This is a genomic window from Achromobacter sp. GQ309, assembly GCF_059759315.1.
In genome coordinates, this window is sequence record NZ_JCAXDP010000006.1 from 167,240 (window position 1) to 183,410 (window position 16,171).

At 67.5% G+C, this 16,171-nt stretch carries 15 protein-coding genes; 8 read left to right on the forward strand and 7 right to left on the reverse strand.

From position 1 onward, the window contains the following. Positions 1–7: 7 nt before the first annotated feature. The 4 genes from AC6CIE_RS20000 (at position 8) to AC6CIE_RS20015 (ending at position 5,517) form a co-directional block, all read left to right on the forward strand. Positions 8–1,420, forward strand: a complete 1,413-nt coding sequence (locus AC6CIE_RS20000; RefSeq protein ID WP_498093540.1) for an aminotransferase-like domain-containing protein — start codon at positions 8–10, stop codon at positions 1,418–1,420. A gap of 76 nt (positions 1,421–1,496) precedes the next feature. Further along, positions 1,497–2,009 carry a sigma-70 family RNA polymerase sigma factor gene (locus AC6CIE_RS20005; RefSeq protein WP_498093542.1) on the forward strand — a complete coding sequence of 171 codons (513 nt, stop codon included), beginning with the start codon at positions 1,497–1,499 and terminating at the stop codon, positions 2,007–2,009. Then, positions 2,006–2,971: a DUF4880 domain-containing protein gene (locus AC6CIE_RS20010; protein WP_498093544.1), complete on the forward strand. Its 966-nt coding sequence runs from the start codon at positions 2,006–2,008 to the stop codon at positions 2,969–2,971. The genes AC6CIE_RS20005 and AC6CIE_RS20010 overlap by 4 nt, the downstream gene beginning before the upstream one ends. Before the next feature lie 92 nt (positions 2,972–3,063). Continuing rightward, positions 3,064–5,517 (forward strand): TonB-dependent siderophore receptor, encoded by a 2,454-nt coding sequence (locus tag AC6CIE_RS20015; protein WP_498093546.1) that lies wholly within the window; start codon positions 3,064–3,066, stop codon positions 5,515–5,517. A gap of 7 nt (positions 5,518–5,524) precedes the next feature. On the opposite strand, the gene AC6CIE_RS20020 is transcribed toward AC6CIE_RS20015, so the two are convergent. The 7 genes from AC6CIE_RS20020 to AC6CIE_RS20050 all read right to left on the reverse strand — a co-directional run bounded on the left by AC6CIE_RS20020 (position 5,525) and on the right by AC6CIE_RS20050 (position 12,107). After that, a complete protein-coding gene (locus AC6CIE_RS20020) occupies positions 5,525–6,121 on the reverse strand; it encodes a WG repeat-containing protein (protein ID WP_498093547.1) in 597 nt (198 codons plus the stop codon). 116 nt (positions 6,122–6,237) lie between these two features. Then, positions 6,238–7,215, reverse strand: a complete 978-nt coding sequence (locus tag AC6CIE_RS20025) for a Bug family tripartite tricarboxylate transporter substrate binding protein (RefSeq protein ID WP_498093549.1) — start codon at positions 7,213–7,215, stop codon at positions 6,238–6,240. 74 nt (positions 7,216–7,289) lie between these two features. Continuing rightward, on the reverse strand, positions 7,290–8,525 hold the full coding sequence (gene tcuB, locus AC6CIE_RS20030) for a tricarballylate utilization 4Fe-4S protein TcuB (RefSeq protein ID WP_498093551.1): 1,236 nt from the start codon (positions 8,523–8,525) through the stop codon (positions 7,290–7,292). Beyond that, positions 8,512–9,927, reverse strand: coding sequence for an FAD-dependent tricarballylate dehydrogenase TcuA (gene tcuA / locus AC6CIE_RS20035; protein ID WP_498093553.1), 1,416 nt, complete (start codon positions 9,925–9,927; stop codon positions 8,512–8,514). Before tcuA ends, tcuB begins: the two co-directional genes overlap by 14 nt. Before the next feature lie 77 nt (positions 9,928–10,004). After that, entirely contained in the window at positions 10,005–10,931 is a 927-nt protein-coding gene (locus AC6CIE_RS20040; protein ID WP_343737007.1) for a LysR family transcriptional regulator, read from the reverse strand. Positions 10,932–10,934: 3 nt separating this feature from the next. Next, complete coding sequence (locus AC6CIE_RS20045; protein WP_175122464.1) at positions 10,935–11,633, reverse strand: glutathione binding-like protein; 699 nt, start codon at positions 11,631–11,633, stop codon at positions 10,935–10,937. 42 nt (positions 11,634–11,675) lie between these two features. After that, positions 11,676–12,107 carry a hypothetical protein gene (locus tag AC6CIE_RS20050; protein WP_498093555.1) on the reverse strand — a complete coding sequence of 144 codons (432 nt, stop codon included), beginning with the start codon at positions 12,105–12,107 and terminating at the stop codon, positions 11,676–11,678. 243 nt (positions 12,108–12,350) lie between these two features. Between AC6CIE_RS20050 and AC6CIE_RS20055 the strand changes: the two genes are divergently transcribed. The 4 genes from AC6CIE_RS20055 to AC6CIE_RS20070 all read left to right on the forward strand — a co-directional run bounded on the left by AC6CIE_RS20055 (position 12,351) and on the right by AC6CIE_RS20070 (position 16,167). Then, positions 12,351–13,793 carry a tetratricopeptide repeat protein gene (locus AC6CIE_RS20055; RefSeq protein WP_498093556.1) on the forward strand — a complete coding sequence of 481 codons (1,443 nt, stop codon included), beginning with the start codon at positions 12,351–12,353 and terminating at the stop codon, positions 13,791–13,793. A 56-nt stretch (positions 13,794–13,849) separates the two neighbouring features. Beyond that, positions 13,850–14,014, forward strand: a complete 165-nt coding sequence (locus AC6CIE_RS20060; protein ID WP_175122021.1) for a hypothetical protein — start codon at positions 13,850–13,852, stop codon at positions 14,012–14,014. Between the two features lie 115 nt (positions 14,015–14,129). Further along, the gene (locus AC6CIE_RS20065) at positions 14,130–15,350 is read left to right on the forward strand and encodes a CaiB/BaiF CoA transferase family protein (protein ID WP_498093558.1); all 1,221 of its coding nucleotides are present in this window, start codon (positions 14,130–14,132) and stop codon (positions 15,348–15,350) included. Positions 15,351–15,369: 19 nt separating this feature from the next. Beyond that, positions 15,370–16,167 carry an enoyl-CoA hydratase/isomerase family protein gene (locus AC6CIE_RS20070; RefSeq protein WP_175122461.1) on the forward strand — a complete coding sequence of 266 codons (798 nt, stop codon included), beginning with the start codon at positions 15,370–15,372 and terminating at the stop codon, positions 16,165–16,167. Positions 16,168–16,171 lie beyond the last annotated feature (4 nt).

Here is a 16,171-nt window from a genome sequence, read left to right on the forward strand (position 1 = left end):
CGCCCCCATGAAGCGCTACGAACGCCTGACCGAAGAAATCACCGCCTCGATCCTGTCCGGCCTGTTGCAGGTTGGCGACCGTCTGCCGTCGGTGCGGCAGACCAGCGCCAGCCGCGGCGTCAGCCCGTCTACCGTATTCAAGGCCTATTACCTGCTGGAAGCGCGCGGTCTCATCCGTGCCCGTGACCGGTCCGGCTATTACGTGCAGCGAGCGCCGCGCGCCGCACTGCCCGAACTGGACAGCGTGTCCAGCGCCCGCGCGGACCGCCATCCGGTGGATGTCAGCGATAACGTGCTGCGGGTGCTGAACGCCACCCTGCGCCGCGACATGCTGCCCTTCGGCTCGGCCTTTCCCAGTCCGTCGCTGCTGCCATACGGACGGTTGGCGCGGTACATGGCCTCGACAGTGCAGAAACTGGATCCGTGGGGCTCCATCGATGACTTGAGTCCGGGCGACGCGGCCCTGCGCCGCGCCATCGCGCTGCGCTACCTGGCCGATGGCCTGAGCGTGCCCGTGGATGAGATCGTCGTCACGAACGGCGCGCTGGATGCATTGAACCTGAGCCTGGCGGCGGTGACCCAGCCTGGTGACGCCGTCATCGTGGAATCCCCAACGTTCTACGCCGCGCTGCAATCGCTGGAACGCAACGGCCTGCATGCGATCGAGGTGGCGACACATCCACGCGTGGGCATCGATCTGGAGGCGCTTGAAGACGCCATCCTGCGGCACCGGCCGCGCGCGTGCTGGCTGATGACCACGTTCCAGAATCCGCTCGGCAGCCTGATGCCCGACGAAAAGAAGGAGGCGCTGGTCAAGCTGCTGACACGCCACGACGTGGCGCTGATCGAAGACGACGTGTACGGCGAACTGTATTTCGGCGAGACCCGCCCGCGGCCGGCGAAGGCGTTCGATACCGATGGCATCGTCATGCACTGCGCGTCGTTTTCAAAGACGCTGGCGCCGGGGTATCGCGTCGGCTGGGTGGCGGGCGGGCGCTACATCCGGCAGATCATGCGCAACAAGCTGACCACCAGCCTTGCCACGGCCGCCCCCACGCAGGCTGCCATCGCGGCCTATCTGGAAAAAGGCGGGTTCGACCGCCACCTGCGTCAGTTCCGGCAGGCGCTCGCGCTGCAGCAGGGCGAATTGCTGCAAGCCGTGGCGCGCTACTTTCCGAAAGGCACGCGCGCCACGCGGCCGGCCGGCGGCTACTTCGTCTGGGTGGAGCTGCCCGCGCACATCGACACGCTGAAGGTGCACCGCGCCGCGTTGGATCACGGCATCAGCATCGCACCGGGCCCGCTCTTTTCGGCGACGGGCGCATTCGGCAATTTTCTGCGCCTGAACCACGGCCATCCCTGGAATGACGCCATGGAGCAAGGCATGGCGACCTTGGGCAAGCTGCTGGCGGGCGGGTAGCGTGTTTGTCTTGCGCGGCGATCCAAGTTATAAATAAGAGTTATTCCTATTAACAAATTCGCCCCGCCGCCCGTCCATGGATTCCCCCGCGTACCAGAACATTCAACGGCTTTACGCGGAACACCACGACTGGCTGCTGGGCTGGCTGAACCGCCGCGTCAACAATCGCGCCGACGCCGCCGACCTGACGCAGGACACGTTCTGCCGCGTGCTGACCTCGCCGTCGGCCACGCCCATCGCCGAACCCCGCGCCTACCTGCTGACGCTGGCCCGCCGCCTGACCATCGACCTGTGGCGCGCGCGCGACGTCGAGGCGCGCTATCTGGACGCGCTGGCGCACGAGCAGGAACCCGTCGCCGCCTCGCCCGAAACCCTGATGGTGCTGAAACAGGCCGTGCAGGAGATCGATGCGCTCCTCGACGGACTGCCCGTGCCGGTCAAGCACGCGTTCCTGCTGAACCGGCTGGACGGCATGACGCATCCCGCCATTGCGCAAACGCTGGGGCTGTCGCTGGCGACGGTCGAGCGTCACGTGAGGCGCGCCTTCCTGCACTGCCTGGCCGCGCGCCGCGCCGCGGACGCGTCATGAAGCCGCTGTCCGCCGGTGACGCGCTGACCGATCGCGCGGTCGACTGGATCGTGCTGCTGACCTCCGGCCAGGCCTCCGACCGCGACCGCCAGCGCTTTGAACACTGGCTTGCCAGCCACCCCGACAACGCGCGCGCCTGGGCCGAAGTCGACGGCCTGATGCAGCAACCCCTGTCCCGGCTGCGTGACGCGACGCGCGACGCCCCGGGGCCGGCACGCGCGGCCCGCACCGCGCTGTTGCAGGCCAGCGGCCTGAACCGCCGGCGCGTATTGAAGCTGGCCATGCTGATGGCGGGTGTCGGCGTGGGCGCGCTGGTCACCGACCGCTACGTGCCGCTGGCCGGCCTGTCCGCCACCTATTCCACGCGCACCGGCGAACGTCGCACGTACGCGCTGACCGACGGGTCCGTGCTGACGCTGAACGCGCGGTCGGCCGCCGATGTGCATTACGACGACGCGCAGCGCACCGTGGTGCTGCGCCAGGGCGGGCTGTATGCGGACGCGCATGCCGATGCGCGGCCGTTCGTGGTGCGCACGCGGCATGGCGAGGCCTCGGCGGGCGCAGCCCGCCTGAGCATCAGCCAGTTCGACGGCTACTCCGTCGCGGGGGCCCTGCAAGACACCCTGACGCTGCGGCCGCGGCGCGGCGACGCGATGGACCTGCCGCAAGGCGCCTCGGCGGCGTTCGACGGCGACCGCGCGTGGGCTCGCGAAGACGCCGCGCAGGCCGGTTGGCGCAGCGGGATCTTGAGCGTGCGGGATACGGGGCTGGAAGAAGTGGTGGAACAGTTGCGCGCCTATCAGGCCGGGCTGATCCGGGTCTCTCCCGAGGTGGCGGCGCTGCGCGTCTTTGGCGTGTTTCCGCTGGACGATCCGCGCCGGGCGCTGGAAGCGTTGGGCGACACGCTGCCCATCCGCGTGCATCGCTACGGACCCTGGCTGACGCTGGTGGACGCCGCCTGAAAAAAAATCGGCTGGCAGTGAGGGGTTTTTAGATCGGCATCCGTCATGACTTGTGACGAAACCGAAATCCACTCACTGCTTCCCCTGCCAACATGAAATTTCCCCTGCCCCCCGGCGCCGCGCTCGTCGCCTGCGCGCTCGCCGCCTGCGTGCTGACCCGGCCGGTCCACGCCCAGAACACGACAGCTGCGGCGCAACTGGCCACCCAGACCTACGACCTGCCCGCCGCGCCGTTGGCCGATACCCTTAGCCGCATCTCGCTGCAGAGCGGCAAACCCATTTCCGCCGGCGCCGAATTGGTGGCCGGCAAGCAGGCCGCGCCCGTGCGCGGCGTCCTGAACGCCGAAGCGGCCGCAAGACAGGCGCTGGCCGGCACCGGGCTGGAACTCGTCGTCACCCGCAGCGGCGTGCTGTCCGTGCGGCCGCTGCCGGCGGCCAGCGCGGTGACCGCGCTGGAACCCGTGGTGGTCACCGCCAACGGCGTGATTCCGCCCAGCGAAGGCACCGGTTCGTACACGATGCCGGAGTCTTCGTCGGCCACGCGCATGCGCCTGACGATGCGCGAAACGCCGCAATCGGTCAGCGTCATCACGCGCCAGCAGATGGATGACCAGGGCATCGTGAGCGTCGCGGGCGCGCTGGAACAGACGCCCGGCATCACCGTGGTCCAGGACAACTCGGAGGGCTACAGCTTCTACTCGCGCGGCTTTCAGTTGCAGAACTTCCAGTTCGACGGCCTGCCCAGCTTGTCCAGCGACGGCGGCAACGTCCGCGACAACTACAGCATCACCAATACGGTCATCTATGACCGCATTGAAATCCTGAAAGGCGCGACCGGCCTGGTGAACGGCGCAGGCTACCCGTCCGGCGTCGTCAATTTCATCCGCAAACGGCCCACGCAGGAATTTCAAGGCAGCCTGAGCGCGGGCGCCGGTTCATGGGACCGCTACCGCAGCGAAGTCGACCTGGGCGGCCCGCTGACAGAGAACGGCAAGCTTCGCGGCCGCGTGGTCGGCGCCGCCGAGACCCGCGGCAGCTACATGGATTACGCCAGCGGCAAGGAGTATGTCGGTTACGGCATCCTGGAAGCCGACCTGACGCCGCGCACCAAGGCGTCCATCGGCGTGGACTATCAGCAGAACAAGAACGACGGCACTAGCAACACCCATCTGCCGGCATTCTTCTCGGACGGATCGCAGGTCCGGTTCTCGCGATCGACCAACCCCGCAGACAAATGGGCGTGGCGCGACCAGGACACGACCCGCGTCTTCGCGGACATCGATCACCAGTTCGACGGCGGATGGCGCGTCAAGCTGGCCGCGGCGCATCGCAACTACCGATCGCGCGAACTAATCTCCGGCATGAGCAGCGCACTGATCGACGTGGACACGCACAGCATCGATCACGGCTTCTACACGGGCGGCGCGGCGCGCTTCAACACCGACTCACGCGAGAACACCATCGACTTCCAGGCGTCCGGCCCCTACACCCTGTTCGGCCGCCAGCATGAACTGGTGCTGGGCTACAACGCCGCGCGCACGCATTCGCAATCGAACCGCTACGACGGCAATACCGATTCGCTGATCGACGACGCCTTCAACTGGAACAACAACGCCGCCGAGCCCGACATGTACGAATGGTGGCTGACGCACAATATTCTGGTGAACCAGAAGATCCTGTACGGCGCGACCGTGCTGCGTCCCACGGATCGGCTTGGCGTCATCCTGGGCGGCCGCTGGACGGATTACGAATGGAGCCTGGACGGCAGTCTGGGCAACGGCCGCACTTCGCATTACGCCACCACCGTCGACAACAAATTCATCCCCTATGCGGGCATCACTTACGACCTCGATAGCCACCACACGGTGTATGCCAGCTATACCGACGTCTTCAAGCCGCAGGCCTACAACTTCGATGCCAACGACCGCCAGCTGGATCCGCTGACCGGCAAGAGCTACGAAATCGGCGCCAAGGGCGAATACCTGAACGGCCGGTTGAACGCCAGCATCGCGCTGTTCCAGCTCAAGCAGGACCACGTCGCCGAGCTGGATCCTAGCGGCGCGTCCACGCCGTCGGGCGGCACCGCCTACATCGCGATTCCGGGCGTGACCACGCGTGGCGTCGAACTGGAGGTGTCGGGCGAAGTCATGCCGGGCTGGCAGGTGAACGCGGGCTACACCTACAGCCGTTCGCGCGACCGTGACGGCAAGCGGGTCAGCACCACGCAGCCCGAACACCTGTTCAAGCTGGCTACGGCGTATCGTCTGCCGGGCGACTGGCACCGCCTGACCGTGGGCGCGAACATGCTTTGGCAGAGCAACACGTATTTCTCGCAGGACATCGGCGACAACAACCATCGGTTCACGCAGGACGCCTTTGGCGTGCTGGGGCTGATGGCGGGCTATGACTTCACCAAGGACCTGCGCCTGACCGTGAACCTGAACAACGTGCTGGACAAGCACTATTACTCGGGCATGGGCAGCTACAACTCGGTCTTTTACGGCGCGCCGCGCAACGTGTACGCGCAACTGCGCTACAAGTTCTGAGGCTGATTTATTGCGGGTGAGGCGCGCTGCTGGGCGCCCCGCGCGCCGCCTCAATCTCTGCCCGCAACGACATCGCATCCGGCCGCATGGGCAGCGCCAGCCGCCCTTCGCGGTCGATGGCGCCCCATTCTCCGCCCGTGACATAACTGTGTTCGCCGTCGCGCGTGCGTTCGATGCGGCAACCCTTGCACACCGCGGCCAGGCCGCCCTCGAAGCGGTCGACCCAGTCGTAAGGCGTAGCCAGCACGCGGTTGAGTTGCCTGTCGTAGTAGGCCATGCCGCCGGCCCACGGTCCGCGCGTCAGGCCTTCCTCGAAATCGTCGGCGCCGTTATCGAACGTGACCACGGCGACGGCGCGTCCGTCGGGCCGCACCCAGTGCCACGAGCCATTGGCCGTTGCGGGTGACAGGCCATCCTTGCTGAAATCCATGCGCGCCATGACGGCGGGACGGAATTCGACGCTACCGTTCGTGGCGCGGGCGCAGTGCTGGACGTGTTCGAGGGAGCCTTCCGCTTCCTTGTCCGCAAAGAAGCACGGAAGGTCGTATTCAAGGGCAGGGCCCGAGGTCAGGGCCAGCGAGGTAAGCAAGGCGGCAATCAGCATGCGGGGCATCCTAGCATGGCGGATTCGCGCTCATCCGCCCGTCTGATGCCCGGCAAATCCCGTCGGTCTTCAGAAATCCTCAAAGGCTGAAAGAAGCCGCGCGACCGCCTGCCGCCTCAATTCGCCGTGGCGCCAGAGTCCTTGACCGCCTTCGCCCACGCCGCGATCTCGGTCTGGATGAACTTGCCGAATTCGGCGGTGTTCACGCTGGAGGCGCGCGCGCCCTCTTCCAGCAGGCGCTGCTTGACCTCGGGCGAGGCCAGCGCGCCGGTCAACGCCTGATTCAGCTTGGCCACCACCGCGTCCGGCGTACCGGCCGGCGCAACGATGCCGTGCCAGGACACCGCCTGAAAGCCGGGCAAGCCGGATTCGGCCATCGTCGGCACGTCAGGCATCGCGGACGAACGCTCGGGCGACGTCACGGCCAATGCGCGCAGCGTGCCCGCCTTCACATGCGGCAGGACGCCCGGAATGGTGGTGAACATGAAGTCGATCTGGCCGCCGATCAAGTCCGTGATCGCGGGGCTGCCGCCCTTGTACGGCACGTGCGTGAATTCCAGCTTGGCTTCGCTCTTGAACATCTCGCCCGCCAGGTGCCCCGGCGTGCCGGCGCCCGCCGAGCCCATGTTGGTCTTGTCGCCCTGCGAACGGATGAACGCGATCAGTTCCTGCACGTTCTTCGCCTTGACGTTGGGGCCGACGACCAGCACGTTCGGCACGGTGGCCAGTAGCGTGACGGGCGTGAAGTCCTTGACCGCGTCGTACGAAATGCGCGAGTACAGCGACGGGTTGATGCCGTGCGTGCTGGCGGTGGCCAGCAGCAGCGTGTAGCCGTCCGGCGCGGCCGTGGCAACCTGCTTGGCAGCGATGGTGCCGTTGGCGCCGCCCTTGTTGTCGATCACGATCGTCTGGCCAAGCGTCTTGGCGGCTTCGGCGGCGACGGTGCGGGCCAGGATGTCGGACGTCCCACCCGCCGAATGCGGGACGGCCAGCGTGATCGGCTTGGCGGGAAAGGTCTGGGCGTGCGCCGCCGGCAGGGCCGGGGTCAGACAGGCGGCCAGCGCGCAGCGCGCCAGCAAACGAGTGCGGAACATGGGAGTCTCCAAGGTTGTGGTCGGCTGCGGCGCCTCGAGCGGGCGCCGTCAGGCCGGCGATAAGGCCGGTCCGGTCAGTCCGAACCGAGCTGCAGCTTGTTGGGCTGGCGTTTTTCGATGGACCACTTCAAGAGCGCGGCCGAGCGGTAGATGCCATGGGCGAACTTGCCGTAGGGCAAGGTCAGGAACAACGCCATCACGACGCCAAGATGGATCGCCAGCAGCAGCGCCATCGCGCTGCCGTCGCGGCCGGCCAAGAGCGCCAGGCCCGTCGCGCTGGTCAGGAACAACAGCACGATGAAGCCCCGGTCCATCGGTTTCTGCGCCGCGTCGCCCTGCAGGGGATGGCGCTTGACATTCAGCCACAGCAAGCCGGCTGGCCCGATCAAGAGGCCGATGCCGCCCGCGGTGCCCAGCAGCACCGGCGCGCTCAGGATCGGATACGGCGCCTGCTGGTCCAGCAGATAGTGGTAAAGCGTGGCGACACACGTGGCTGCGAAACACAGCATGAAGCCGTAGAACGTGAAGTGGTGAAACCGCCGGCGCCACAGCGTGAAGGCGTCGTCGGCGTTGTTGCAACCCTTGCCGTGGCCGCCATCCAGATAGCGCAGGCGCAGCGCGTCGTGCGCCGCCTCGGCCACCGCTGCGCCGGAGGCCGCCCCCGGGCTGACGTTGCGCCAGAACCGCGTCACGCCCACCGCCAGCGCCAGCATCGAAAAGCCGAACGCCACGCCAAACATCAGCGCCAGCGTGTTGTGCGGGAACACGGCGTAGAAATTGCCTGCCATCGGCTCGTGGAACAGGCCGCCCGCCATCACCACCGCCAGCACCAGGAACAGCGCCAGTCCGGCGGCCGTGGCCAGCGACAGCGCGAGGCCATTGCGCTTGTACAGCGTGCCCAGCGCCGCGGGCCACGCATAGTCGGTGTAGGTCTGCATCCGCACCTTGGCCATGGCCTGCGGCACGTTGACGGCGAACTCGTGCGGCGGCGCGTACTGGCACGCGTGCAGACAGGCGCCGCAGTTATGGCACAGGTTGGCCAGGTAGTTCAGGTCGGCTTTGCCGAATTCCAGGCGGCGCGTCATGGCGGGAAACACCGCGCAGAAACCTTCGCAGTAGCGGCAGGCGTTGCAGATCTGCATGACGCGCGCCACTTCGGTCTCCTCATCGGTCAGCGATTCCGTCAGCGGCTTGGCGCCCCTTGCATGAAAATGCACGGGCTGCTCGGCGGGCGCCGGAGTCGGGATAGGTCCGGACTGGCTGGTGGAAAAGGACTGCGCCTCGCGGGCCAGGGCTTCAAGCTGCTTCACGGTGTGCTCCCGCAGGGTTCTGGCCGAGCGCCGCGGCGGCGGCGCGGGTGCCGGCAATGCGGCCGAAGGCCGTGCCGATGGACATGCCCACGCCCGCCGTGTATCCCTTGCCCAGCACGTTGCCGGCCATCATTTCGCCCGCGACAAAGAGGTTGTCGCTGGGCTGGTCGTTGAACCGGACCGCGGCGGTGTCGTCCACCTTCAGGCCCAGATAGGTAAAGGTGATGCCGGGCCGCAGCGCATAGCCGTAGAACGGCGCGGTGTCGATGGGCCGCGCCCAGTGCGTCTTGGCGGGCGTCAGGCCTTCGGTATGGCAGTCGTCCAGCGCGGTGTGGTCGAACTTGCCCACGCGGCAGGCCGCGTTGTAGTCCCTGACCGTCCTCTCGAAGGTGGCCGCATCCAGCCCCAGCTTCTCCGCCAGTTCGGGCAACGTATCGGCCTTCACGCCCGGAAACACCGGCGGCATGAAGCGGCCGATCGCCTTGGCGTCGATGATGGAATACGCGATCTGGCCCGGCTGCATGGCGGTCAGACGCCCCCAGATGGCGTAGCGCTTGGGCCAGAAGTCCTCGCCCTCGTCGTGGAAGCGCTCAGCGTCGCGGTTGACGACGACGCCCAGCGATACGCAATCGATGCGGGTGCAAATGCCGCCGTCGTACAGCGGCGCGCGAGCGTCGATGGCCACGCAATGCGATTGGGACGGGTCGCCGATGCCGTCGGCGCCGGCATCCAGCATGAATTTCAGCAGCACGCCCATGTTGAAGCGCGTGCCGCGGATCAAAAAGTTGTCGGCCGGCCATTCGCCGCGCTCGTTCTGGCCCCAGGCTTCGCGCAACCATTCGCGGTTGGACTCGAAGCCCCCTGCGGCCAGCACACAGGCGCGGGCCTCGATGCGCTCGTCGCCAATGCGCGCGGCCACGAAGCGGCCGTTGTCCAGGTCCAGCGAATCGACCGGCGCGTTGTAGCGGATCTGCACACCCAGCGCTTCGGCGCTGCGGTAATAGGCGTTCACCAGCGCCTTGCCGCCGCCCATGAAGAAGGCATTGGTGCGCGCCACGTGCAGCGCGCCCGACAGCGGCGGCTGGAAGTTCACGCCGTGGCGGCGCATCCAGTCGCGACAGGTGGAGGACTCGCGGATGACCAGCCGCGCCAGGTGTTCGTTGGTCAGCCCGCCCGTCACCTTGAGCAGGTCCTGCCAGTATTCCTCTTCGGGATACGCGTCGATCAGCACGTCCTGCGGCGCATCGTGCATGCAGCGCAGATTGCGCGTGTGCTGGGAATTCCCGCCCCGCCATTCCTTTGGCGCCGCTTCCAGCAGCAGCACGCTCGCGCCGGCTTCGCGCGCCATCAGGGCCGCGCACAGCGCCGCATTGCCCCCACCAATCACCAAGACGTCAACCATGCCATCTTCCCCAATTCAAGGGGCAGACTCTACGCAGCGGCGCGCCGCTGCGATATCAGGCAGGCGTCAACGGGTATTCACGATTCGTGAAGAGCAACCACCGCCCATTTGCCTTCGCGGGCCAGGGTGCGGGACACGTCGGCCATGACCAGCCGGGCCGCCAGCGCCGCGGGTGACAGTTCTTCGTCCGACAGGCTGGCCAGCAGGTTGGAGCGGAACAGGTGGGCATCGTCGATGCGCGCCATCTGCAACTGACCGGGCGCGATGCGCGCGGTGGCCGAACTGGGCTGGATCGTCGCCGCGCCGCCCTGCTGCACCACGTCCATCAGCAGGGACAGGCCATCGACCTCGGCCACCACCCGGGGCGTGCGTCCCAGTTGCTGGAAGGCGTTGTTGACCAGCGCGCGCAGGCCGTGGCGGCCGCTGGGCAGCACCAGCGGCAGGTCGGCAATGGCCTCCAGCCGCGTCGTGTCGCCAGACGACACGCCCGGCATGCCGGGCCGGGCAAAAAGGAACAGAGGCTCGTCCAGCAGCGGCATCACGCTCCAGCGGCGCGCGGATTCGGCATGAAACACGATGGCCAGATCCAGCAGGCGGCCGTTGAGCATGTCAGTCAGGTGCCCGGACAGCGCTTCGACCAGATGCAGCCGGATGTCGGGGTAACGCGCATGCATGGCCTGCAGGAAGGGCGCGCCCAGCACCGCCGCCGTCGTGGACGGCAGGCCGACGCTGACGTGCCCGGCCAGCCGCGCCTGTTGCGCAGCCTGGACGGCGTCGTCGGCGTGGCGCAGGGCCAGCTGCGCCTGCCGGAAAAACGCCAGCCCCGCGTCCGTAGGCACCACGCCGCTGGCGCTGCGCTGCAACAGCCGCGTGGACAGCTCGCCTTCGAGACGGCTGATCTGCTGGCTGAGCGCCGACGTGACCATGCCGATCGACATGGCCGCCCGGCCGATGCTGCCGGCCTCGACCACGCGCACGAAGTAACGGAGCTGGCGCAGTTCCATCGGTCAGCCCGGAATGGTCAGACCCTTGGCGACCGCGGGCCGCGCCACGAACGCGTCCAGCACGCGCGCGACGTTCTTGAACGACGAAAAGCCGACGAGGTCGCCGGCGTCATAGAAGCCCACCAGGTTGCGCACCCACGGGAAGATGGCGATGTCGGCGATGGTGTACTGGTCGCCCATCACCCAGTCGCGCCCTTCCAGGCGCTGGTCCAGCACGGCGAGCAGGCGCTTGGACTCGTCCACATAACGGTCGCGCGGGCGCTTGTCTTCATAGTCCTTGCCCGCGAACCGATGGAAAAAGCCCAGTTGGCCAAACATCGGTCCGATGCCGCCCATCTGGAACATCACCCATTGCAGCGTCTCGAAGCGACCCGCCGTGTCCGCCGGGATGAACTGGCCGGCCTTGCTGGCCAGGTAGACCAGGATCGCGCCGGACTCGAACAGGCCCAGCGGCTTGCCGTCCGGCCCGTTCGGGTCGAGGATGGCCGGGATCTTGTTGTTCGGGCTGAGCGACAGGAATTCGGGCGTGAACTGGTCCTTGGTATCGAAGGCGACCCGGTGGACTTCATAGGGCAGACCGGTTTCCTCGAGCATGATCGACGCCTTCACGCCGTTGGGCGTCGGCAGCGAATAGAGCTGGATGCGGTCGGGATGCTGGGCGGGCCACTTCTTGGTGATGGCAAAGGCGTCTAGGGAGGACATGCAGGGTATCTCCGGGGGAGGCGGGGTTGGGTGACGACAATCCTAGCGCAAAAGCCGGCGCAAACCCCACCGCAGCGCGGTTGTGGCGAGGGCAATGGGCAAGACCAGGCGCCATTGCGCCAGAAACAGCTCGCGTGTGGCCTCGCCGGGGGCCCAGGTGTTGCCGAACACTTGCGGGGAAGGCGGCGCGAGGTACAGGGCGAGCAGCGCGGCCGCAAACGTCGCCACGAAGCCCCAGGAGGAGGACTGGCGCAGCTTGGCCGGGCGCTCGGCCACGATCAGCATCAGCACACCAGCCAGGCCGGCCAGAACTGCCTGGGCGTAGAAATCGCGCGCCGAGAACATGTACGGCGCGTCGGGGACCACCCAGCCGAGGTCACCGGTCTGCAGCAAGGACGTCAGGCACGCGCCGAAAAGCGCGGCGGCAAAGGACAGGATGGACAGGTCCAGGGCACGCAGAATGAGTTTGGACATGGGGCACGGCGGGGAAGGCTAAGGCGAAGGCGAAGGCGAAGGCGCGAGGATGCCACACGTTGACGCGGGCGCGGGGCTGTCAGCGGCGCGAAGCCGCCCCGCGCATCGGATCCCGCGGCCCGCTACGCTTTCGGTTTGTGATGCACAATCCGGCTCGCGCTTGCATCGCAGCGCCCTGCTTTGGCAGGCCTTCTCCCCTACCGCCGTGGCAGCCCGCCGCGCCCGGCGCCACTGGCAGTCCCCATGAAGCACCCGCAGCAACGTTCCGGACAATCCGCCTCACCCGCACTTCCCGACGCCGCATCGCGCCGCGCCTGGTTCGCATCGGCCTCGGCGTCATGCCTGGCGGCCGTGCTGGGACTGGCCGCGGCGGCCGCGCATGCAGCGGCTCCGGCAAGCACGGCGGCCGCGCATGCAGCGGCTCCGGCAGTCACGGCGGCCGCGCAGGTGTCAGACACCCCAAGCCGCACGCGCAGCCTGATGTTGACGCTGATGGATGGCAATGGTCCCGCCCCCGCGCCGCATACGCCGTACCGCGTCTTCGTTACCGGCTCGAACGACGAGATTCTCGATACCCCTTCCGGCGACGGCATCCTGCATGGCGTCACCGACGCCGAAGGCCGCACGGCGCTGATCCGGACCTCGCTGCCGCATACGGAAGACGACTTCACCCTGATCCGCCGCATCGGCGACGGGCCTTGGGGGCACTTCTTCCAGTTGCAGCGCAGTGGCAGCACCGAGCCCTTGCCAGCCTGGCCGTACATCATGACCATGCCCCAGCGCTGGGGCGAACAATGGGTGGACCTGGGCTACACCACCCGGCAGGGCGCGACGGCCTACTTCAGCCACGACGTGCCGGCGGGTTCGGTGTCGCTGCATATCGATGCGGACGTCACGCGCGACAGCAAGTGCTTTGCGGAGCTGGACGCCGTCAACCGCAAGTTCGCGCAGCACGACGCAGACGGCGCCCGCGCGCTGATCGGCGCCATGCGCTGCACCCGCAGTGCCGAGCAGAAGCTGGACCTGGCGCGGCTGCTGCTGGCCGCTGGCCAAACCGATCTGGCGCGGCACTGGCTGCTGCAGACACGGCAGCGGCCGTTTCCGGACATGTTCAAGCCGGTTGACGACGCCGACCGGCGCAAGCGGCTGGAAGTGGAGCGCCTGCTCGGCATGCCCGATCTGGTGCTGGAGGATTCGAACGTCTTGCAGGCCCGGCAATCGAAAAAGCACGCCGCCGACGCAACGGACCTGGCGAACAACACCGCCTACTTCCTGGCGGACTTTCCCGACTACCTGCCGCAAGCGGAGGAACAGGCCCGCCGCTCGCTGGCGCGCGTCGGCCCGCGTCCGTACAACCAGGGCACGCTGGGCTGGATTCTGTCCCTGCGCGGCCAGACCGACGAAGGCCTGCGCCTGATGCGTCTTGCCTACCGCGACCTGCCGCGCGACGAAGAAATCGCGGCCGATTACGGCCTGGCGCTGTGGCGCAGCGGACAAAAAGACCTGGCGGCGCGGCTGTGGGACGAAGCGCAGCGCGAATGCGTGTGGGGCGTTCGCCTGCACGCGGCGCTGCGCGAAGCAGGCTACCCGCACCCGTACTTTCATCCCGCGGATTCCGACCCGGTGAACGCGTATCGCGCGCGTTGCGCAAAACCCCGGATCAAGGCGAAGACTGCGGGCCTATAATCCGCGCATACGCTGCAAGCCACGCGCCTGCTGAGGGGCAGACGCAGGAGACCTCCATGACATCCTCCCTGAAGCGCCTGCTTTCTCTTCTTGCCGCCACCCTGCTCCTGGCCGGTTGCGGCGCCGGCCCCGGCGGACCGCCGCACCCGGGCGCGGCAAATCCGTACAGCTCCGGCGGGTTCAACGACGCCGGGCCTGACTATCCCAACACGGGACGCTGACGCCGACGCACGACGACGGCCTCAATCCGCATAACAGCTTTGCGCTCGCGGGCCCCTCCCGCAGCGCCCGCCAACTCCTAGACTGCCTGCACATACCGCAGTCAAGGAGAAGGCTTTGCAGCCGCTGTTATCGAATCTCAAAGTGCTGGACCTGAGCCGCATCCTCGCCGGCCCCTGGGCCAGCCAGATCCTGGCCGACCTGGGCGCTGACGTCATCAAGGTCGAGCGGCCGGGCCAGGGCGACGACACGCGCTCCTGGGGCCCCCCGTTCCTGAAGGACGAAGAAGGCCAGGACACCAAGGACGGCGCCTACTTCATTGCCACCAACCGCGGCAAGCGCTCCATCACGCTGGACCTGCAGACGCCGGAAGGCCAGGCGCTCGTCAAGGAACTGTGCCGCGATGCGGACGTGGTGCTGGAGAACTACAAGGTCGGCACGCTGGCGCGCATGGGGCTGGATTACGACACGCTCTCCAAGATCAATCCGCGGCTGGTGTACTGCTCTGTCACCGGATTCGGGCAGACCGGGCCACGCGCCGCCGAACCCGCCTATGACTTCCTGATCCAGGCCATGGGCGGCCTGATGAGCGTTACCGGCGAACGGGACGACAAGCCCGGCGGCGGTCCCCAGAAGGTCGGGGTGCCGATGGTGGACCTGACCACCGGCGTGTATGCCGCGCTCGGCATCGTGGCCGCGCTGCTGCGCCGCGCACAGACCGGCCAGGGCGAATACATCGACGTCGCGATGCTGGACGTGCAGGTGGGTCTGCTGGCCAACCAGGCAATGAACTTCCTGTTGGGCAACAAGGTGCCGCGCCGCACCGGCACCGCGCATCCCAACATCCAGCCGCAGCGCACCTTCGCGTGCGCCGATGGCGACATCGTGATCGTGGTGGGCAACGACGGGCAGTTCGCCACGCTGTGCGGCATGCTGGGCCAGCCCGCGCTGGCGCAGGACCCGCGTTACATCACCAACAGCCAGCGCGTGCGCAATCAGGACACCCTGGACCCCATCCTGGACGCCATTTTCGTCACCCAGCCGCGCGCCCACTGGCTGGCGGCGCTGAAAAAGGCCGGCGTACCGGCGGGCTCCATCAATACCGTTCCCGAAGTCTTCGAAGACCCCCAGGTCGTGCATCGCGCCATGCTGCGTCGGCTGCCGCATCCGGCTGCGGGGTCGGTACCGCAGGTGATGAACCCGCTGCGCTTTGGCAGCGCCGCGCTGCGCGCCGACGCCGCCCCGCCGCTGCTGGGCCAGCACACCGCCGACGTGCTGGCGGAGCTGGGCCTGTCCGCCGAACAGATCCAGGATTACCGCGACCGCAAGATCATCTGAACAAGAAAAGGAGAGAGACATGAGCATGCCGGAGAACCTGGCTGGCCCCTACCGCGCGCTGGACGTCACGATCGCCGACGGGGTCGCCACCATCCTGCTGGCCAATCCGCCCGTGAACGCGCTCAGCACCGACATGATGAACGAGCTGTCGTGGGTGTTGGACCGCATTTCGGAGACGCCCGAGGTGCGGGCGGTGGTGCTGTCGGGCCAGGGCAAGATCTTCTGCGCCGGCGCCGACCTGAAGAGCCGTGGCGAGACGATCAAGGGGCCGGGCGACCTGCCGCAGCATTCACGCCGCACGCGGGAGTGCTTTCATGCCATCCGTGAATGCGCCAAGCCCGTGGTGGGCGCGATCAACGGCGCGGCGCTGGGTGCGGGGCTGGCCATCGTGGCGTCTTGCGACATCCTGATTGCCGCGTCCACCGCCGTCGTGGGACTGCCGGAGATCAATGTCGGACTGCTGGGCGGGGGCCGCCATGGCATGCGCCTCTTCGGCCACTCGCGCCTGCGCCGGATGATGCTGACCGGCCTGCGCGTGGACGGCGACGAGCTTTATCGCCTGGGCATCGTCGAAGCCGCCGTGCCCGCCGATGCGTTGATGGACCGTGCCATGGAACTGGCGCGCGAGCTGGCCTCCAAGAGTCCGCTGGCGACTGTGCTGGCCAAGCAGACCCTCAACGCCATCGAAGACATGAGCCTGCGCGACGGCTACCGCTACGAACAGGACATGACGGCGGCCATCGCCAAGACCGAGGACGCGCAGGAGGCGCGCCGCGCGTTCCTGGAAAAGCGCGCGCCGGTGTTCCAGGGCAAATAAGGGA